General features: G+C 41.2%; 19 protein-coding genes. 9 read left to right on the top strand and 10 right to left on the bottom strand.

Annotated elements, in window-relative coordinates:
- Positions 1-15 precede the first annotated feature (15 nt).
- The 4 genes from AC5590_RS17490 to crtH form a co-directional block, all read right to left on the bottom strand.
- Positions 16-2,874, bottom strand: coding sequence for a CHAT domain-containing protein (locus AC5590_RS17490; RefSeq protein ID WP_169264799.1), 2,859 nt, complete (start codon positions 2,872-2,874; stop codon positions 16-18).
- 15 nt (positions 2,875-2,889) lie between these two features.
- Entirely contained in the window at positions 2,890-3,921 is a 1,032-nt protein-coding gene (locus tag AC5590_RS17485) for a DUF1822 family protein (RefSeq protein ID WP_169264798.1), read from the bottom strand.
- A gap of 93 nt (positions 3,922-4,014) precedes the next feature.
- Entirely contained in the window at positions 4,015-5,427 is a 1,413-nt protein-coding gene (locus tag AC5590_RS17480; protein WP_169264832.1) for a hypothetical protein, read from the bottom strand.
- 144 nt (positions 5,428-5,571) lie between these two features.
- Positions 5,572-7,062 (bottom strand): carotenoid isomerase, encoded by a 1,491-nt coding sequence (crtH, locus tag AC5590_RS17475; protein WP_169264797.1) that lies wholly within the window; start codon positions 7,060-7,062, stop codon positions 5,572-5,574.
- 345 nt (positions 7,063-7,407) lie between these two features.
- Here crtH and upp point away from each other — a divergent pair, with 345 nt between their 5' ends.
- The 3 genes from upp (at position 7,408) to AC5590_RS17460 (ending at position 8,929) form a co-directional block, all read left to right on the top strand.
- A complete protein-coding gene (gene upp / locus AC5590_RS17470; protein ID WP_169264796.1) occupies positions 7,408-8,058 on the top strand; it encodes a uracil phosphoribosyltransferase in 651 nt (216 codons plus the stop codon).
- 76 nt (positions 8,059-8,134) lie between these two features.
- The gene (locus tag AC5590_RS17465; RefSeq protein ID WP_169264795.1) at positions 8,135-8,494 is read left to right on the top strand and encodes a ssl2009 family thylakoid membrane protein; all 360 of its coding nucleotides are present in this window, start codon (positions 8,135-8,137) and stop codon (positions 8,492-8,494) included.
- A gap of 162 nt (positions 8,495-8,656) precedes the next feature.
- The gene (locus tag AC5590_RS17460; RefSeq protein ID WP_169264794.1) at positions 8,657-8,929 is read left to right on the top strand and encodes a YggT family protein; all 273 of its coding nucleotides are present in this window, start codon (positions 8,657-8,659) and stop codon (positions 8,927-8,929) included.
- Positions 8,930-9,002: 73 nt separating this feature from the next.
- On the opposite strand, the gene AC5590_RS17455 is transcribed toward AC5590_RS17460, so the two are convergent.
- Positions 9,003-9,512 (bottom strand): hypothetical protein, encoded by a 510-nt coding sequence (locus AC5590_RS17455; protein WP_246163204.1) that lies wholly within the window; start codon positions 9,510-9,512, stop codon positions 9,003-9,005.
- Between the two features lie 191 nt (positions 9,513-9,703).
- On the opposite strand from AC5590_RS17455, the gene AC5590_RS17450 reads away from it, so the two are divergent.
- Positions 9,704-10,336 (top strand): hypothetical protein, encoded by a 633-nt coding sequence (locus tag AC5590_RS17450; protein WP_169264793.1) that lies wholly within the window; start codon positions 9,704-9,706, stop codon positions 10,334-10,336.
- Positions 10,337-10,520: 184 nt separating this feature from the next.
- Here the strand turns inward: AC5590_RS17450 and AC5590_RS17445 are convergent, their stop codons facing one another.
- Together AC5590_RS17445 and AC5590_RS17440 are read right to left on the bottom strand one after the other, a co-directional pair.
- A complete protein-coding gene (locus AC5590_RS17445) occupies positions 10,521-11,393 on the bottom strand; it encodes a shikimate dehydrogenase (protein ID WP_169264792.1) in 873 nt (290 codons plus the stop codon).
- A gap of 274 nt (positions 11,394-11,667) precedes the next feature.
- Positions 11,668-13,068, bottom strand: coding sequence for a carotenoid oxygenase family protein (locus AC5590_RS17440; RefSeq protein ID WP_169264791.1), 1,401 nt, complete (start codon positions 13,066-13,068; stop codon positions 11,668-11,670).
- Between the two features lie 309 nt (positions 13,069-13,377).
- On the opposite strand from AC5590_RS17440, the gene AC5590_RS17435 reads away from it, so the two are divergent.
- The 5 genes from AC5590_RS17435 (at position 13,378) to AC5590_RS17415 (ending at position 18,479) form a co-directional block, all read left to right on the top strand.
- The gene (locus tag AC5590_RS17435; protein WP_169264830.1) at positions 13,378-14,016 is read left to right on the top strand and encodes a histidine phosphatase family protein; all 639 of its coding nucleotides are present in this window, start codon (positions 13,378-13,380) and stop codon (positions 14,014-14,016) included.
- A gap of 171 nt (positions 14,017-14,187) precedes the next feature.
- The gene (locus AC5590_RS17430) at positions 14,188-15,345 is read left to right on the top strand and encodes a succinylglutamate desuccinylase/aspartoacylase family protein (RefSeq protein WP_169264790.1); all 1,158 of its coding nucleotides are present in this window, start codon (positions 14,188-14,190) and stop codon (positions 15,343-15,345) included.
- Positions 15,346-15,435: 90 nt separating this feature from the next.
- Positions 15,436-16,566, top strand: a complete 1,131-nt coding sequence (locus tag AC5590_RS17425) for a succinylglutamate desuccinylase/aspartoacylase family protein (protein WP_169264789.1) — start codon at positions 15,436-15,438, stop codon at positions 16,564-16,566.
- A 256-nt stretch (positions 16,567-16,822) separates the two neighbouring features.
- On the top strand, positions 16,823-17,797 hold the full coding sequence (gene era, locus AC5590_RS17420; RefSeq protein WP_169264788.1) for a GTPase Era: 975 nt from the start codon (positions 16,823-16,825) through the stop codon (positions 17,795-17,797).
- Positions 17,798-17,801: 4 nt separating this feature from the next.
- Positions 17,802-18,479, top strand: a complete 678-nt coding sequence (locus tag AC5590_RS17415) for a response regulator (RefSeq protein ID WP_169264787.1) — start codon at positions 17,802-17,804, stop codon at positions 18,477-18,479.
- A gap of 248 nt (positions 18,480-18,727) precedes the next feature.
- On the opposite strand, the gene AC5590_RS17410 is transcribed toward AC5590_RS17415, so the two are convergent.
- The 3 genes from AC5590_RS17410 to AC5590_RS17400 form a co-directional block, all read right to left on the bottom strand.
- The gene (locus AC5590_RS17410) at positions 18,728-19,078 is read right to left on the bottom strand and encodes a HepT-like ribonuclease domain-containing protein (RefSeq protein ID WP_169264786.1); all 351 of its coding nucleotides are present in this window, start codon (positions 19,076-19,078) and stop codon (positions 18,728-18,730) included.
- On the bottom strand, positions 19,075-19,368 hold the full coding sequence (locus tag AC5590_RS17405) for a nucleotidyltransferase family protein (protein WP_169264829.1): 294 nt from the start codon (positions 19,366-19,368) through the stop codon (positions 19,075-19,077). Before AC5590_RS17405 ends, AC5590_RS17410 begins: the two co-directional genes overlap by 4 nt.
- Positions 19,369-19,526: 158 nt before the next feature.
- Positions 19,527-20,319, bottom strand: a 793-nt coding sequence (locus AC5590_RS17400; protein ID WP_169264785.1) for a HEAT repeat domain-containing protein, incomplete at its 5' end; no start/stop codon positions are given.

The following is a 20,319-nucleotide window of genomic DNA, read 5'->3' as shown; positions in this document are numbered from 1 at the left end:
TGTTGCTTGCTCCCATTAGAGCCAATTCCCCACTAATACAAAAGGTGCCCAAAAATATGGACTTTTCTGTTGGGCAAAAACAGCTAGTTGAGCACGCTGGAGTGCTTCGGCTTTATTAACTCCTGCTTTCAATTCTTTGTAAAACCAACTCATCAAATTGGCGGTAGCTTCATCATCTACAGACCACAATGTTGCAAGTGTACTACGTGCGCCTGCCTGTACAGCTACTCCAGCAAGTCCCAAAGCGGCTCGCTTGTCTCCAACAGCTGTTTTACAAGCACTCAGCACAAGCAATTCGATAGCACTCGACGTTTTTGTGTCCCTGAATCGCAGTAAGTGATCAAATTCTTTCACCTTAAGTAACTTATCCCAGGTGAGAACAAAAGTTTTTTCTGGATCGGAACTAAACTCACCGTGAGTCGCCAGATGAACTACAGAAAAGGGAGCTGATTGCAATTCTTTTTGGAGATTATGTTCGGTAAACTTTTGATTTAAAAGTTCTTCAGTTTTGGGTACCTCAGACTGGATTTGTTGCAGTTCCTGGGGTACATTTTGGAGCGGAGGAAACTTGCGGTTTTCAATAGTCCGTTCTGCAGCTACTCCAGCAATAATGGTATTTAACTTGACTTTTTGCAATGGTTTGGGATCTAGCAGTTGTAATCCAGGGACGATCGCGATCGCATACTTTTCAACCAGATATTTCTCATGTTGTTTGTCATAGAGAACTGACATTGGTATGTTACGCAACGCTCCATCTAGGACAAACACTAGGGTTTTGATCCCACTTTTGCTTAACTCTGCTTCAGCAGGTTGAATTAACCAGTCGTATATTTGTTGGGATAGCTGTTTGACTTGAGAAGTTCTGGTGACATCGCGTAAATATTCTGTGAGATTTTCTACAACACGTTCTACCTTATTTTCAGCAATGACAGTTTTGTAGTGCCGCAAGTTCTGATTAGGCAATTTGAGAATAACATCTAAACGGTCTGGTAAAATGATTGGATAGAGAACTGCTGAGCGTGAGTCTTTTTTATCAACAATTAGATCAAGTTTCTGCTTTGCAGTTAAACATGCTGAGCGAAAGAAATTATCTAATTCTGCAATTTGCAGTGCTTCTATTACAAAACGAGCTTGCTGCAGATTTTTTTGGTTTTCTGACTTTTGGCTTTCTTGATGTTGGATACTCTCGTTCTCTGTTTGCAATAGCAATGCGACTAACTCCCGATACACAGGTTCCACACTTTCACGGAAGGAAAACTGAATGTCTGGATTGATAGCAACTAAATCACTACGTAAAGTTTGGAGAGTGTTAAAAGCTTCAGAGTAGTAAGCAATTGCAGTTTTTTGATTTCCCTGCTGCTTGTATATACGTCCTAGTTGCCATTGCCATTGATAAACTATATCTAATGCATGAAGATTTTGAGCTATAACTAAAGCTTTCTGAGTGAGCTTTTGGGCATCCGTAAACTGCTGATTGATTTGATACAAATTCCCAAGAGTCCCGAGGGCATAAGATTCTGCTCGGTTGTCTTGTAAACTTTGCGCCTGCTGAACAGCATTAGCGAGTATCTGGGCTGAAGTTTCTAGCACAGAAGGGGATGAGGGAGATGTAGCACGATTCTCCATGAGCAATGTCGCCCGCCCAGAACTGAAGTTCCGGGGTAATAATCCAAGTCCATTAAAATTGACTAAAAACTTTGATGAGTCGGTATTTTGTTCTGTTGAGAAGACTTTTGCTACTCGCGGGGTGTTTCCAACCCTTGGCGGAATCGTCTTACAACTGGTGCAAGAGTTTAGTTTCATCAAACTTTGGGCAAAGTTTATTTTTGCCTCAACTACCATCCGACTTGCCGGCAAGTTGTTGATTTCAGATTCGATTTGGGACGATAATGCTGATGCATCTGCAAATTGCTTTGTCTCAACAAGTAGGCTTAGTCGATTCAGATGTGCCTGAGTACGTGTAGTTGAATCAGTTGAAGCACTTGCAGCTTGCTGGTAATAATCCAATGCCTTTTTTTTATCATACTGGGCACGGGCAGTGTTTCCCAAGCTAAAGAGAGTTTCAGCGATTATTTGATCAGACGACGTCGCTTTTGCAAGTGCTAAACTTTGCTGCAATACCTGCTGAGATTCCTTTAAATCACCAACGACTTGCATAATGTTGCCAAGACTCAATAGTCCCGATGCTTTTGTTGATGAGTCGCTTTGGTTTTGAAAAGTTTGCGAAACTTCAGTTAAAATTTTCTTTGCTTGACGGTATCGTCCTAAAACTTGTAGAGCTTGAGCCGAGTTAATCTGGTTACGGGTGAATGCAGCAGTGTCTTTGATTTGCTGATAAATCCCAGCAGCTTGTTGCCAAGTGGTCAATGCTGCTTCAGATTGTCCCCGCGATAATTGTAAGCGTCCTTGCACATCGAGGGCTTGTGCTAGGATATTAGAACTTTCTTGGGAATTCTTTAAACTTTTTAATAAATTGAGACTTTGAGCGATCGCTTTTTCAGCTTGGTTCCATAAACTGAGTTGTTGAAAAGCTAAACAGAGATTGCTCAAAGTTACAGCTTCCCGTAAATAATCTCCCTGAGTTCTAAAAGCAGCAGAAGCCTCTTGCAACACTTTAACAGCAAGGGTAAACTGTCCAGCCTCGTAAAGTTTTTTACCCTGTTGCACAAGGTCTTGTGTTTTACCCTCGCTAATTGTAAATTGATGAACAGTAGAATTGACAAGAGGAGCTTGTGCCAACACTGGTGATATGAGCACGCAGACAAACATCGCAATTGCTGCGAGTATTGGTTGAGCTATCCAACTTCTACCTGGGTATTTAAATGAAACAATGGATTTTATAATACGGAAAAATACAGGCTTTTTTCCCGCCATGCTCTTTCCCCTTGATTACAATTCAAAGTCTTCTTTCACCTTTCTATTTTCTCCTAAACTTAACTCAACACTAAAGCGTTTTCCTGATTCCCCTTTGAAAAATTTTAGTTGAATGTAGTTATCTTGCAACCTCGAAGTGACTTCCTGAAGGGTTTTTCCTGCTTTAGACAGCAAAGTCAATTTCAGATCAGGCGGCAAATATCTTTCTCCACCCGTGGGATGTACCTGGATCAAAACACCTAATTTTTCATCGCTTTCCTCTGTGATATTTACCAAAAGAGCCACAGTTTTGTAACCGAGTTGCACCCCCAAGTCAATCAGTTTAGCTTTTTTAGCACCTCTTTGTGTAATTCTAGTACTAAGAGCTAAATTTGCCTCTGGATTTATCAGGGTGTCAATTGTTTGCCAGCTTTGTTCAAACACTCCCTCTAACCATTCACTCAACTTGGTTATGGTATTATTCAAAGACCTCTGGAGTGAGACTAAAGAAGATTGAGCGGAAGTTACAGGTAAAGGAATAGCTAAAGGTTCCGAGAAATAGTAGTAGAACAATAAGTGATTGAGTTCGGTATCAAATAAAGACAGCGGTACTTGGTAATAACCATCCCGAAGCTCTAAATTGAATTGATTACGATAATTCATCAGTTCGTCGTAGCGCAAAACTCCTCTAATAATTACTTGTTCTTCCTCTTCTAACACCTCAACAACGACATAAAAATGAACAGCTGCAGAACTTGGGATTTTAACAACTTCATCCAGCAAATGTTCTATCGCAATTGGACAAATTTTATAATCTCCTAAATGTAGATGATAAATATCCTCAAGAACATTCGTCTCTTTACAAATCACTTTTTGTGGTATGCGTGTACTTAGCCATTTTTCACAACCAATGCTTGCCAGTGTATTTAGATAAGTTTGCCATTGTTGTGCTTCGCTATTTACGAATTTGCTGTTATCGATTGCGTTGTCAAAGTCTTCTAGCTCTAGCCAAATAACTTCTGAGAGCAAAAGTCTTATATCATTTGAATTAACCGGATAATTAAGCATGATTGTATTCCTGATTTGTGTTTTATATTTAAGATTTTCCTGGGTTCACTTCAAGACAAGGATTTGAGGATATGAGCGTAAGTTGTATGCACGTTATTCTATATATTTGCGAATTTGCTGAGCATATAAGCTATTCATCGAACGGCCTTTTCCAACTCTGATTTCTTCTGCCGCTTCTCTAAAGATTTCCTCATCGGCAAAAGCTTCAATCTCTTCGGCTAATTTTTTGACATATTCTGGTTCAGCAGGAATTTTGGTTAAACCTTTTTCCTCAGCCTTGCTTAAAACACTATCAAGAACTTGTTTCACTGTTCTGGTACGTATTTTACTGAGCAATTCTCCTGGATTCAACACTCGTCGAGCTTGATCCCAACTTGTCATTCCCAATTGTGGTGCAATATCCTTAAGAGATAAACTCTGACAGTAATATAACTGTAAACCAGGAATAAATTGTTCAGCGAAAATACTATAATGCTTGCTTTTTTTTAAATAGTTTATGCGATCGCCTATTTCTTGCATAATCGCATTACTCAAGGTTAAGCTAAGTTGATCGTGCAAAAAATCCAAGATTTCCTGCTCTTCTATATCCACTTCATTAAAATTGTTAATGGGTAAATCTGTTCTATATGTATAACCTCCTGTATTAGAATCGTGGACTTCTAAAGATTCTCGACAACTCCATATATCATAGTGTCTGAGTTGTCGAACAACCTGTTTGAGTTCAGTCATTAACTCAAAAGTTGAATTGATAATAATATCTCTTTTTTGCAATTCATTGAGCATTTCTTCCATCTGAGGACTTGATGGTTCTGGACATTTTCTGACTCCCTTTGAATTTTTTTGAACTCTGTCACGACGATAGACAGCATGAAAAACTTCTACCAAGTGGCGATCGCGCTTTGATAAACTTTCCAATTGTTTTACTCTAACTCTATTCAGAAGCGCCCAATCACTGAAGTGCTGAAATCCAAACTCAGCTAAAAAATCTTTTAATTCGGGGTTTTGTGTAGTTTTCAAGAATGCCCAATTGTCTAAGCTCATCTTAGACTTTATGTCGGCATTAAATGTTTGCAAAATCTGGAGCGAAAAAAAGTTGTAACTTCTTGTCCTACTTTCCCCATTCTTATCCAGCTTGAGTTGAGTTTTTCCATCTCCATCTACAATAATTAAAGTTTCTCCATCGTCATCCAAGACAAACCTAAGCAAATCCTCATAGGTGAAAAACTTGTCACCACCGAATAAATTGTCAATTTTTTGACACGCTCTTAAGATGGGTTGAGAAACATAAGATCGTAAACAAAGTCCTGCTTTGGCGCGACTTGTAACATCAACTACAGAATTTTCACCGCCAAAATAGGATAGCAAATCAGCTTGGATATTAGCTGGAGCGAGATTGTGAATCTGTTGGATAAACTCCTGTGCAGCAGGAACTGAACGATGTTCGTATCCAACTCTTTGACTGGTACTTATTCTATAAATTTTCCAGTATCTAGATAATACATCCATGGCGAGTGCATACTCCAGGATAACCAATCCCATATAGTTGCACTCTATATATAAGTGCCCGTGTTTTTAACTTATGCAGTTCTCCCAGTCTCCTTAACTGTGAACAAACACGCTTAACGCTTAACAGGCAAGAAGGGAGATGGTCTACAATCCTAAATCTACGGCAATGCGATGGGCGCAGGCAAACCCAGAAAACGCCACTGCATTTAAACCCTGACCTGGAAACGTACTATCTCCCACACAATAAAGTCCTGGGATAGATGTTTTATTAAACGACATCCCCAGTAACCCCCGTAACTTCCGGCGCGGAATCGGTCCGTAAGTTCCATCCTGACGACCTAAAAAGCGGCGATGAGTTAATGGCGTCCCCACCTCCAGATAATCCAACCCCGCATTCAAACCAGGAAAAATCTTCTCCAGACGGTCAATAATTCGCCAAGCTGCTTCTTCCTTCTTCACCTGGTATTCCTTTGCACAGAGTCCTTGCCATTCATCAATCCAGTGAGGTGTAAAGGCGTGAATAATGTGATGTCCTGCTGGCGCTAAATCTGCGTCAAGCAACGTCGGGATAGACACAAATAAAGTCCCTTCCGGTTCTGTCATCTTTTCCCAATCTTCTAACACGATATGATGACACTCCGTCCCCTTTGGCAAAATTTCTGCCTTCACTCCCATGTGTAAACTGAGAAAACTGGGTGATTTTTGATAGCGTTGCTGCCAGTTTGTTTCACCAAAAGAAAATTGTTCTTGAGTCAGTAATTTTTCAAATGTATCCCAACGTGTTGCATTGGACACGATGCGCTTCGCACGGTGCGTCTTACCGTTAGCGAGTTGTACTCCCACAGCTTGTCTGTTTTCTATAATAATTTTTGTTACCCTAGCTTGGTACTGAATCTGACTACCTGCTTTGACAAGCCCCTCTACTAATTTTTGGGCAATTTGTCCGACGCCCCCTTTAGGGTAGTTAACTCCTCCATAGTGCCTGTCAGAAAATACCATTCCAGCATTTATCATTGGTGTCATCTCAGCTGGTACGACCGACCAGCAATAACACTCCATATCTATAAATTTCAACAACTGAGAGTCTTGAATATAGCGTCGGGCTATATCTCCAGCATTTTGGGGCAGATACTTTACCAAACCAAGACATGCCAAAGGATGCTGAAAAAATAGACGCATTAAATACCGGGGTTCTTCTAGGGACAGCAAGTCCATGCTGTTAAGACAATCAAAGACTTTCCAGCATTCGTCATAAAATCGACGAATCCCTTGGCTTTCATTAGGAAAATACGCAGTCACATTTTGTAAAAATTTTTCATACACTTTATCAACCTTTAGGTTTAAGCCATTAGGCAGATGATAGTGAATTTGTACTGGATCGGGAATCACTTCTAAGCTAACGTTAACAGCTTGCAAAGCACGAGTGAGTAAGTTGGTGGTACCGTTCTGCCCAAACCCAAAAATCATCGACGCCCCAACATCAAAGCGATAGCCTTGCCGTTGAAAGTAACCCGCACTACCTCCTGGGATCAGATAACGTTCTAGTACGAGTACCTTAGCACCTTTTGCCGCCAGCTGAGTTGCTGTCACTAAGCCACCAATTCCAGATCCAATGACGATAACATCACTCTGCATGCATTTTTTTGTTATTTGTCGCTTGTCCTTTGTTTTAGTAAATCATGATAAGACTCGTATTTGATTTTTGCGAAGCTTCGTACAGTTTATCTTAAGCGTTAAGCGTTCCCTATAACAAAAAAGAGGGAAAAGCCTGCTACCGCTGGCCAATCCCGTCTGCCGATCCTTAAAGAGAGGAGAACACTGAAAATACAATATAACCTTGATTGAGAATCTATGTCAACTACTAATGAAAAATTGTTTCAATAAATTTTTTCGTGCTAATTATAGCAGTGAGTTGCATACAAAAAAAAGTATTATGATGTTTCAGTTGTTATACCATATAGAAAAAGCCCATTTCTGGCTATGACGCTACAATTGCGTGTTTATGTCCCGCCCCACCCCCTAATCAAGCACTGGTTAGCAGTTGCCCGTGATGCTGCCACACCCTCCGTATTATTTCGCAGTGCGATGACTGAGTTAGGACGTTGGTTGACTTACGAAGCTGCTAGAGAGTGGTTGCCAACTCAAGAAGCGACAGTGCAAACCCCTTTGGATGTCAGCCCAGCAACTTTAATAGATCCAACGGTTCCAATGGCAGTGGTACCGATTCTGCGAGCTGGGCTAGGATTACTAGAGGGAGCACAAACAGTGTTACCTTTGGCGTCGATTTATCATCTTGGTTTAGTGCGAGATGAAAAAACACTCCAACCCTCTACTTACTTAAACAAATTGCCAGAAAAATTCCAACCGCAAACGCGAGTGTTAGTCACCGATCCAATGTTAGCCACTGGAGGGTCGATGATGAATGCAATGGCAGAATTAACACAACGGGGTATTGATCCAGCCCTAACGCGGATTGTATCTGTGGTAGCAGCTCCACCAGCTTTACAAAAACTGAATGATGCTTATCCAGGTTTAATTGTTTACACAGCGACTATTGACGCAACAGTCAACAATCAAGGATTTATCATACCAGGATTAGGAGATGCAGGCGATCGCATCTTTGGAACATAAGCTAATATGCACATTCGACAGCATGAGGTGCAAAAACAACCCAACAGGTGCAGCGTTTCTTCAAGGCAGTAAAATTATGAGTCAGCAAGATAGTTTTGCAAGTGGTTTTTTTGCCGGAGCAATTTTCGGTGGTGTGGTTGGTGGTATTATCGGTACGCTTGTTGCCACAAGACGTGATCCAGAACAAATCCTAGAGGAAGAGCCTCAAACAACCACCAACTTAACAGAAGCTAAAAAAGCAGCCAAAAGACGTCAGATGAGAGCTTCGGAAAATGAGAATATGGAAATGGAAGTGGCACGGCGATCACTTGAAGATAAAATCGCCCAGCTCAATGCCACAATAGACGAAGTCCGACAGCAGCTAGGGAATGTGAATGCCAATTCAGAGCAGCTGATTCACGAACGTTCTTCGTCGCGTAGCCAGGAGTTACGCTAATTAGCGAGCATTAGCAGATCGCAAATGCTAACTACAAATGGTGAGAAACCGCAGAGTATTTATCATGGAGACATGCAGAATCTGCAACCGCCATTTGACTTAGCCTCATTTAAAATCGAAGATAAGACCGCTTTTGACACTTCGTAGGAAATTAACCAATCCATGGATTTACTGATTGACACACTGAGCAAATTCATACAAATTTATAGTCTTCTACTGATTATTAGAGTCCTGTTAACATGGTTTCCCAGCATCAACTGGTATAATCAACCGTTTGCAGCGTTAAGCCAAATAAGCGACCCCTATCTGAATCTGTTCCGTTCAATTATTCCCCCATTGGGCGGTATTGATGTTTCACCGATATTGGCTTTTCTATTACTCAACGTATTAGGCGGTTTGCTCTCTTATCTAAGCGCCAATCCATTAGTTGGTTAAGTCTAAAGTTGAGAAATATGAACCTTTGTAGAGACGGAGGTTGACAACGTCTCTACATATTCATATTGTTCAACTACTTACGGACTTGAGCGCTAAATCCAGCCGCCTTGAACTTCTTCAACTTCAAAGGTTCAGGCTGGTTTGCTGCTACAGAAATCCTCAATTCAAAATCACTAACACCCGGTGGAATTTCCTTGATAGAACCAAGACGGTTACGGTTTTCCATGGCAGAATTATTGTTAGCATCATAAATGCGCCCAAAAATATCTGCATCGTAGACAGTTTTGTTCGTGCCATTTTGAGCTTTGCCTGTGACTATAAAGCAATTTGCTGCCATAGTCGTACCACTTGTCACAGATCCTTTTCCTATTTCTGATGGACATTTGTGATAGGAAAGCTCAGAGAGTTTTATCTGTGTCAGCGCTAGAGCACTTGGCGTAAACACCCACGATACAATTCCTATGACACAGGAAACCAAAATCACCTTCAAGACTATTGAGTACTGAATCCTCAATCTTGAGTAATTCTTTGTAAATAAGGGCACAGAATTTAAGAACGATACTAAGCTATTTTTCTTTTGCATATCTCCAACAACAAGAATAACAAAACAATGCACCGATAAAAAGGCTGCGACTAACTCAGCACAGATAAAAAGCACCATTGCGGTATATTTCAACCTCAGCTTACCTGAAATTAGCTCTCAAGCGATTGGATAGTTGTTTTGAAGTTTTGTAATAATTATGATAGATAATACTCTTAATTGCTATATAGCGTATGAGTCCAGATGAGATAAAAGCAGTTTTGCAAGCAGCGTTTGATCGTTGTGATGTCGCAAGCTGTCCCCTCTCTGATATGCAGAAAGGAATATTACTGCAAATCTTAGAGCAAATCAAGGGGTCTCAAACTGGTGTGTCTGATAGCGCTAATCCTCTAGACGAACTAACAAAACAAGAATTGCAAGCATTTTTAGAGTTCTTCAAAGCACAAGAACAACAAGACGGCTCATGGAAAGCGCAATTGCTCAACGACTGGCTAAATGAAAATGACTCCGGTGCAGTACAATTCATTCGCGATCGCTACGGGTTATCCTGGCTAAATCGTATTGAGCCATATCACTTTGACAAGTACTTTACTAAAGATGTCCTCAAGCTGAAAGTGGGCGATGCTCCAGCAGGGAGCCTTACGATTGGTGATCGCATTGAAATTTGCAACGCTCTTTGGGAATGGGTACAAGATAATGGTCCTTGCACCCCAGAATGGTATCCCTGTATTGTCATTAATGTTAATCAAATAAGCGATGGCGATTCTTCCTCAACCGACTGCATCGTCCGCTTCTACAACGGTGCTGAATTTGAAATTCAAGGTATGTACGAGTGGAATCGCGTTCATTGGCGAAGAGGGAGTTAATAGACATCTCCGGAAATTAATGATGCGTTACCTGAAACCCTTGTAGAGACGTTACATGTAACGTCTCTACATTCTTTTTCGGAGATGTCTAATAACAATTCAAAATTCAAAATTCATGGTTGCTGAGCGCAGTCGAAGCAAAATTCAACATTTGGAATCTCCCCCAGATCACCTCATCACCCCATTAATCTTCTAAACCCAAATGCTGTCTCAAAGCTTGGCGCATCACGTCTACGGGAACAGTATCTTGTTGTAACCAGATTTTTAATGCTGCTGCGCCTTGTTGAACAAGCATTTCCAGTCCATCAATTGCAATAGCGCCCACCTGCTGCGCTTGTTTGAGAAATTTTGTTGGGTTGGGGGTGTATATCAAATCGTAGGCGATCGCCCCTACAGGTAAATTCCCCATTTCCTCTGCACTTAAAGGTGATTCTTCAACCTTGGGATACATCCCGATCGGGGTTGTGTTTACTAATAGGTTTGCTTGTGGAATAAGTTTTGGTAAAGAATCCCAAGTGTGGACGTGTAAATTATGCGACTCCTGAAAATCACCCCAACTCTTCTGGAATTCTTCTAACTTTTGGGCGTTGCGCCCAACAACATAAATCTTCTCACAACCTAATTCCGCACAACCTGCAACAACTGCTCTTGCTGCACCACCATTGCCTAAAATCACAGCTACTGTTTGGCTCCAATGCTGATGATATGTTGTTCGCAAAGGAGCGAGAAACCCTTCACAGTCAGTGTTTGTACCAATCCATTTGTTCTCTTTACGACTTACTGTATTGACTGCTCCTATAGCTTTGGCGATCGGTGAAACTTCGCAGAGCAAAGGCAATATTGTCTGTTTATGGGGAATTGTAATGCTAAAACCGACAACATCTACAGCAGCAAAGCCTTGAACAGCGATTTCTAAATTCTGTGGTTCTATTGGAAAAGGAACATAGACGTAATTAAGTCCCAAGTGGGTAAGTGCAGCATTGTGCATCACTGGTGAGAGTGAATGTTCCACCGGATATCCAATCACTCCAAGTAGTTTAGTTTTGCCTGTAATCATGAGTTTGTCATCGGTTATTTATTATTAGTCATTATTAACTTTCATGACCAAGAAAGGAGTGTACGGTTTTGCGGGTGTAAGGGTGTAGAATGCCACTGGAGAATTTTCCAGCGTTGTACCTACACCCCTAAACAAACGGCAACCCGGTCCCCACGCTTATCTTTGATGAGCTTGGTCAATAAAATGGTGGTCGATCCTGTGCCCTCACCAATTACTGCCCCTACATCCTTACACCCCTAATTATTGACACCCATGAAAGCAAACGAATATAAATCTACACACGTTTTTTGAACTGTTCCTCAGAAACCCAAGCACCGTGGAACCCATAAGGTATACGCTGAGGAATCATCACTCGTGCTATTGGTTCATCAGTGATATCCTCAGCACTAACTACCACGAATTCAGAAGTTTCCTCTACGGTGTCGTAAACATAAGTCACAAGCCAGCCGTCATCTTCTGCTTTTGCATTAGGACGTGGTACAAACACAGCTTCACCACCATAACGTCCTTTTCCAAATTCATGGGTTTCGGACTTGCCACTGTTCAAGTCATACTTAATCAAACCATCGAACACAGGCATGGAACTTTTCGCCATTTTCGCAGTGTAGCCGTATCGTGTTTTTTGCCCCAAGAAATTCTCATTCACACGAGGAAATTCAGAAGGGACATCATCCAGCATCTCTTCGCTGACTTTGCCCGTTTTCAAGTTAAACCGCCAGCGATGCAAACGAGGGATATCTCCTTGAGAATCGACGTGTGTGTCTTGCGGCACATCCAAAACCGTGGTGGAATTCATCCGACAAGCAATCAGAACTACCTCATCTCCTTCCTCGTAAGCGTTGAGAGTGTGGAAGACGTAGCAAGCGGGAGTCTCAAACCATACAATGTTACTGTTATTGCCATAACGTGGAACAATACCAAAGCGACTCGGTTTGTCGTGCTCAAACTTCATCATAGGTTCGCCGCGTTTTTGCCTTTCCATATTGAAAGTCAGCGGCAAATCCATAAAAATTGTGTAGTCTTCAGTGATGGCAAAATCATGCATCATCACGCCTGTTGGTATGTCAATAGGTTCCGTCTGCAAAAGTTCGCCTTGTGGTGAAACCACACTGTATTGCAGATAGGGCGGTGCGAAGCTGTAACCAAAAAACATCATCTCACCCGTCACTGGATCTACTTTGGGATGAGCAGTCACGGGTGAGACAAGTTTACCATTGTAAGTATGTTCACCCAGAGTCTTTAACTCAGGAAGTTTGATAGCGTGAGGCGCACCTCCTTCCCACAAGGCCAAAAGTTGACCTGCATGCCACACAAGAGCAGTATTCGCTGTATTCTTGCTTAGTCCGTGAGGATTGTCAATTTGTGGTGGTTCTAGGAACCCACTCCAGACAGCTTTACCTGCTTCGTTCTCAATTTTCCATGCTTTTGTGCGCACATAGCGGTTGCGATAGGCAGCTTTACCGTTAATAATTCGCACCCCATGCAACATTCCATCCCCATCAAACCAATGGTACTCCCCAATCGGCTTCCATTGAGGATTAGGACCATTGCGCACGAACATTCCTGATAAGTCATGAGGGAGTTCACCTATGACTTTTAGGGAGTTTGTGGAGATTTCCTCGCGTATTGGCGCAAAGTTACCATCGAGATAAGGGTTGACTTGTGTTATTGCCATAATTCCTGTCCCAAGCACAAATAGAATATGTTATCGGCACTTCGTTATCTTAGCCATAGCCTCTAATATAGATAACAATCACAGAGACTTGAAACAGAGAATATATTTGTAGGGATATCAGTACGAACTGGTGTGGAGGTGTAAAGGTGTAATACCCTTTCACAAAAATCCTGATACATTTGACTCCCCCTACTCCCCTTACTTCCCTACACCCTGTCTTTAGGCATTGACTAATGACTAGTAACTAGTGACTAATGACTAGTGAGCAATCTAAAATCCCAATTGGTATTGGAATTTGGTATTGGAATTATGAGTCTAACTGTTTATTTGCTCCGTCACGGACAGACAGAATACAGCCGCAGTAATTTTTTCTGTGGTTCGCTAGATCCAGAACTTACCACAGATGGCTTGGAAATGGCAAAAGCTTTTGCGACTGCATACAGTTCTAAACCTTGGACGGCAATTTTTTGTAGTCCAATGGGACGAACCATAGCTACCGCAAAACCCTTATGTGACGAAATCGGTATCCAACCAGAATTGCGGGATGGCTTAAAGGAAATTAACTATGGCAAATGGGAAGGCAAAACACCAGAGACGGTGAATCTAGAGTTTCATGATGATCATATCCGCTGGCTAGCAGATCCGGCTTGGTATGCACCTAGTGGAGGGGAAATGGCGATCGCCATAGCATCTCGTGCTACCCAAGTTATTGAAGAAATCAAGCATCGTTACAGCAGTGGCAATGTCTTAATTGTTTCCCATAAAGCAACCATTAGAATTATGCTGTGCAGCTTGTTGGGAATTGATGTCGGGCGTTTTCGTTATCGTTTAGGATGCCCTGTTGGTTCAGTAAGTATTGTAGAATTTAGCTCACATGGTCCTTTACTTAAGGCATTAGCTGACCGTATTCATCTGGACGAGCGGTTACGTAATTTACCAGGAACTTAACAGTTACCAGTGAACAGTTATCAGTTGTTACTGTTCACTGTTCCCTATTCCCTGTTAAGCCTTCCCTGTGCTGACTTTGTTAGTTCACCAAATTAAACCGGATTCCTATAGGTAAACATCTTGTTTGTCCCATAGCATAAAGATTAATATCATTTTTATTTGGAATTACTTATGCTGCCGGTTGTTTCTACTATTCCTCTGCGTCACATGGCTTCAGGTGATGTCTTATCCCTGCAAGTCTACAAATTCATTGGCGCTCAACCGGGCAAAAAAGTTTACATCCAATCCAATTTACATGGTGCGGAAATTGCTGGCAATGGTGTTATTTATGAACTGATTGAATTTTTGCAGACGATAAATGATACAGACTTATTTGGCGAAATTTGGTTAGTTCCTGTTTGTAACCCAATGTCAACCAATGAGCGATCGCACATTTTTTCCTCTGGACAATACTGTAGTTATGAAGGAAAAGATTGGAATCGTATATTTTGGGACTACGAAAAGCACGCTGACGATTTATTGGAATTTGCAAAATCTCAAATCAATTTTGAACCAGAGGTGGTAAGAAAAAACTACCTGGCTAAAATTCAGCAAAGTTTTGTTAAAAATTTAGAAAAAATTAACTCACCTAGTGGAGTTCCTTACACGGAACGATTTAGCTACAGACTGCAATCTCTGAGTTTAGATGCAGATTATTTAATTGACTTACATAGTCACGCGAATCAAGCATTAAACTACCTTTATCTCTACCGTAATAGAGAAGAAAGTGCAAAATATTTTTTACTCCCATTTGGAATTAAATTTGTTGAATTTAGATGCGATGAAGATGGTTTTGATAAAACCTTTATCCAACCTTGGTTAGCTTTGGAAGAGCATTTCAAACAGCTTGGTAGAGAAATTAGGTTTGATATAGAGGCTTGGACACTTGAACTTGGTACAGGAATGCAAATGAACCCAGATTCAGTGGAGAAAGGTCTTCGAGGTGTGAAAAACTATTTAGCATACAAAGGGGTTTTGCAAATCTCTGGGTTTCCTTTCAAGGGAAGCGAATCTCATAACATGAATTTGAAACTAAGAACTCAAATGAAAAGATATTATGCCCCAACAGGTGGAATGATTCAATCAAGAGTAGAATTGGGAAGTTATGTAAAAACTGGAGAGCGAATTTATCAAATTTTGAGTTTTCATAAGGACGGTACATTACCAACAGTGATTGATGTGAGTGCAGAACAAGATGGATTAGTTTTTGATGTCTCAAGCAATCAGGCAGTTAACGAAGGTGAGGTTGTGTTAGGAATTATTGGAGAACTTGTTCTAACTTCAAATTGAAAATGAATAACATCAAAGGGAGCATCCCTATTTTGCGAAAACGTGTTTATCCGCAGGTGTAGCCGTAAATTTTAAATGAGCTAATTACTTATGCTTCCTGTTGTATCTACCATTCCTCTGCGTCACATGGCTTCAGGTGATGTCTTATCCCTGCAAGTCTACAAATTCATTGGCGCTCAACCGGGCAAAAAAGTTTACATCCAATCCAATTTACATGGTGCGGAAATTGCTGGCAATGGTGTTATTTATGAACTGATTGAATTTTTGCAGACGATAAATGATACAGACTTATTTGGCGAAATTTGGTTAGTTCCTGTTTGTAACCCAATGTCAACCAATCAGCGGTCGCACATTTTTTCCTCAGGACGATTCTGTAGTTACGAAGGAAAAGATTGGAACCGTATTTTTTGGGACTACGAAAAGCACGCTGACAATTTATTGGAATTTGCAAAATCTCAAATAAATTTTGAACTAGAGGTTGTCAGAAAGAATTACCTTAATGTTATTATACAAAAATTTGCTCAGATTTTAGAAAAGATTAATTCTTCAAGTGGAATTCCTTACACTGAACTATTTAGCTATAAACTACAATCTCTGAGTTTAGATGCAGATTATTTGATTGACTTACACAGTCACACATCTCAAGGATTAAACTACCTTTATGTCTTTCGTAACCGAGAAGAAAGTGCAAAATATTTCTTGCTCGATTTCGGAATTCGATTTGATAAATATGATGGTGATGCTTTTGATGAGGCTTTTATCAAACCTTGGCTCGCTTTGGAAGATTGCTTCAAACAACTTGGTAGAGAAATTAGGTTTGACGTCGAGGCTTGGACACTGGAACTTGGTACAGGCATGCAAATGAATCCAGTTTCAGTGGAGAAAGGTCTTCGAGGCGTGAAAAACTATTTGGCAGAAAAAGAAGTTTTGCGAATTGATGAATTTCCTCTAAATAAAAATACATTGAATCAAATGAGTTTTAAACGAAGAAGTATGAGCAAAAAATATTTTGCTCCAACAGGTGGAATGATTCAAAAACGAGTAGAGTTAGGAAGTGTTGTGAAAGCTGGAGAACGAATTTATCAAATTTTGAAATTTAATAAAGAAGGTAAGTTACCGAGCGTGATTCATGTGATAGCAGAACAAGATGGATTAGTTTATGATATCTCAAGCAATCAGGCAGTCAATGAAGGTGAGTTGGTGCTACGAATTATTGGATAGTCTGTTCTGACTTTAGTATAGGACTCGTATGTTATTTTTGCGAAGCTAGGTACACTTTTATCAGTTCTCAGTTATCAGTTACCAGTGATCAATTGTTCACTGTTCACTGTTAAGCGTCTCTACTTTGTGATTCACCAAAGAAAATCGGATTGCGATAGATTGTACGTAAGCGAAATCAGCTATAGTAGTAATTTCAGGGTAGTTTTCTATTTGATTTGTGTTTGTACAAAAAGTTACTTAATCCTAAAAGTAAAATATGACGGTAGAGCCAGGGGTAAATAGTAGTCAAAATGATATCTTCTCTCTTTCAGGAGAAGTGGTAATTCCGCAGGCTCCTCCTGAATATAAGTCAGGTTTTGTCGGCATTATTGGTCGTCCCAATGTCGGTAAATCTACGTTAATGAATCAATTAGTTGGACAAAAAATTGCGATAACATCACCAGTAGCACAAACAACACGCAATCGGTTACGAGGTATTCTCACCACTCCAGAAGCGCAGATGATTTTTGTGGATACGCCAGGAATTCATAAACCTCATCATCAATTGGGGGAAGTGCTGGTGAAAAATGCCAAACTAGCCATTGAATCGGTAGATATGGTTTTGTTTGTGGTGGATGGATCGACGAATTGTGGGACAGGGGATCGCTATGTTGCTGATTTACTTGCTCACAGTACAACACCAGTGATTTTAGGCTTAAACAAAATTGACGAACAGCCTTCAAATTTCCAGACAATAGACAATAGTTACACCGAATTGGCAAGGGAACATAGGTGGCAAACAAGAAAATTTTCTGCCAAAACTGGTGTCGGATTACCTGAACTGCAACAATCATTAATTGAACAGTTAGAACTAGGACCATTATATTATCCACCAGACTTAGTAACAGACCAGCCAGAACGCTTTATTATGGGCGAATTGATTCGAGAACAGATTTTGCTGTTAACTCGTGAAGAAGTACCCCATTCAGTTGCGATCGCCATTGACTTGGTGGAAGAAACACCAGCTATTACCCGTGTACTTGCGACTATACACGTTGAGCGCGATTCCCAAAAAGGAATTCTCATCGGTAAAGGCGGAGCAATGTTAAAAGCTGTTGGTAGTGCAGCGCGCGAACAAATGCAAAAGTTGATTGCAGGAAAAGTTTACCTAGAATTGTTCGTCAAAGTGCAACCAAAATGGCGTCAGTCTCGGACACGTTTGGCAGAGTTGGGGTATCGCGTGGAAGAATAGAATAATGTTTCAAAATAATACCTTGCGCTTAAATCTACCAGCTAATACTTCTGTGCTGCGAATTTTGATTGTAGAAGATGATCCGATGATGCAACTGGGATTGGAACAGTCATTAATGGCTCATCCCCAGTTGGAAATTGTCGGACAAGCAGAAGATGGCTACTTGGGTGTGCAAGCAGCACTGAAATTAAAACCGGATTTGGTAGTGATGGATATTGGGTTACCCCGGTTGGATGGAATTGCTGCAACACAGCAAATTAAAGCAGCATTACCAGAAACTCATGTTGTGATGCTGACATCGCATCAAACAGATACGGAAATTATTGCGGCGTTGTCTAGCGGTGCAGATGCATATTGTATCAAAGGGGCGAGTGTAGAGCGACTGTTGAGTGCGATCGCCGCCGCAGTTGAAGGTGCAACCTACCTCGATCCCCAAGTTGCCAGACGAGTGATTGATAATCTCAAACCTCCTTCTCCCAGTGGAAACGCCGCAAATTTATCTGGGCGCGAGTTAGAAGTTTTGAAACTGATGGTAGAAGGCTTAAGTAATCCAGAAATTGCACAAAAGCTTTATTTGAGTCCCAATACTGTCAAAACTCATGTTCGGGGGATTATGAATAAGTTATCTGTAGACGATCGCGTGCAAGCTGCAGTTGTCGCGCTGCGTTCTGGGTTGGTGTGAAAAAATATCCAACTTACGATATGTCATTGCGAGTGGAACGAAGTAAAGGGAGTACCAAAAAATAAATTATCCATTATGTAGGGTGGGTTAGGCGCACGACAGTTGAGGTTTTACATGATAATTAAAAGTGCGCCGTAGCCCACCATTGTTTCCTGCGTCACTAGAAATTAGTGTTACTTGCCTAATCGCCTCTGACTCTTGTTTGCCAATACATTCATTTCAGCGATTGGCAAAACAAGTTTATCTGCTCAAGTATTCTGCAAGTTTCTCGTGATTTCAACAATCACTGCTTTTAAAGGTGGCAATCCTTCATGAACCGTTGCCCAGACAACATTTACATCAATTCCCCAATACTCATGCACTAACACATCTCGCATACCAGCCAACGCTTTCCAAGGAATTTGAGGGTACTGGCTGCGGATGTCGTCGGGAATTCGCTTGACTGCCTCTCCTAAGATTTCGATTGACTTCACAACAGCTAAAATTTTCTCACGGTTAACTCGAAATGTCTCAAAATCAATCCCGTCTGTAAACGCTTCAATGTCCGCAATAGCATCCAATATGTCTTGGAGAAATTCTGAAAGTTGTCGCTTAGTCATATATAAACGACTTCCGATAACACTCGCTCCCGGATTCTTGGCTTTAAACCGTTTTGCGTTACTATATCAACCTTCATACCGATCGCATTACTGAGATAGTCGCGTAGCTCTACCAGCTTAAATAAGGTAGGCGCTCGATCATAGTCAATGAGTACATCAACATCGCTCTCCTGTGTCTGTTCACCACGAGCGTAAGAACCAAAGATGCCTAGCTGCGTGATCTGATACTGCTCCTGCAACAGCGGTTTACTCTGTCTGAGAATTTGCTTAATTTCCTCCAACGTTTTCATCTTCAAAAGTTTTACTCCAAAGTTATCAAAAGTTGTGTTCAGATCAATTTTGCTGATGGGGATTAAATCAAGAAGTCTTTTTATGTTCTAGCAAATTAGGTTGAATGGATGAAGTAGAATTGTAAATGTTGAGGGCTGGTTTATCAACGTTAACGAATTTACTGCTGTCGCTGGATATTAGCAGGATTATTCACGCTAGGTGAAACTGTGAAGCGAACTAAAGCAAAGATGCATAGCCCTAAGAACAAGTACAAAGCAACTTGCCACCAACGATATTGAGCAGATCTCATTGCTGATTTCATATTAGAGCGAGGATGCCAAGCTTGATAAAAATCTGAGTAGGACATATTTTGGGCGCAATGCCAGATGACTTTGTAACGCTCTTTGTTTGGTTTGGAGTTATCCCTCAAGGCAGTGACAACTTTCGCCATCTGATCTGTTGTCAAAATCTTTTCTAAGCTTTCTGCCGCTTGCCTACGGGTGAATTCATCCTGAGAGGTGTCGATTAACTTTACCAAAGCTGCGATCGCACCTTCGTTGCCAACAGCTATTTTCCGTAAGCTATCTGCCGCTCGCCAACGGGTGTATTCATACTGTGAGGTGTCGATTAACTTTACCAAAGCAGTGATCGCACGTTCGTTGCCAGGATCTATTTTCCCTAAGCTATATGCCGCTAGCCTACGGGTGAATTCAGACTGTGAGGTATCGATTAACTTTACCAAAGCTGTGATCGCAGCTTCGTTGCCAACAGCTATTTTCCGTAAGCTTTCTGCCGCTCGCCAACGGGTGTGTTCATCCTCAGAGGTGTCGATTAACTTTACCAAAGCTGCGATCGCACTTTCGTTGCCAACAGCTATTTTCCGTAAGCTATCTGCCGCTCGCCAACGGGTGTGTTTATCCTCAGAGGTGTCGATTAACTTTACCAAAGCTGCGATCGCACTTTCGTTGCCA

The sequence above is a fragment of the Brasilonema octagenarum UFV-OR1 genome (genome assembly GCF_963888615.1).
GTDB classification, from domain to species: Bacteria; Cyanobacteriota; Cyanobacteriia; order Cyanobacteriales; family Nostocaceae; genus Brasilonema; species Brasilonema sennae.
This window is presented reverse-complemented; position numbering and strand designations above follow the sequence as displayed.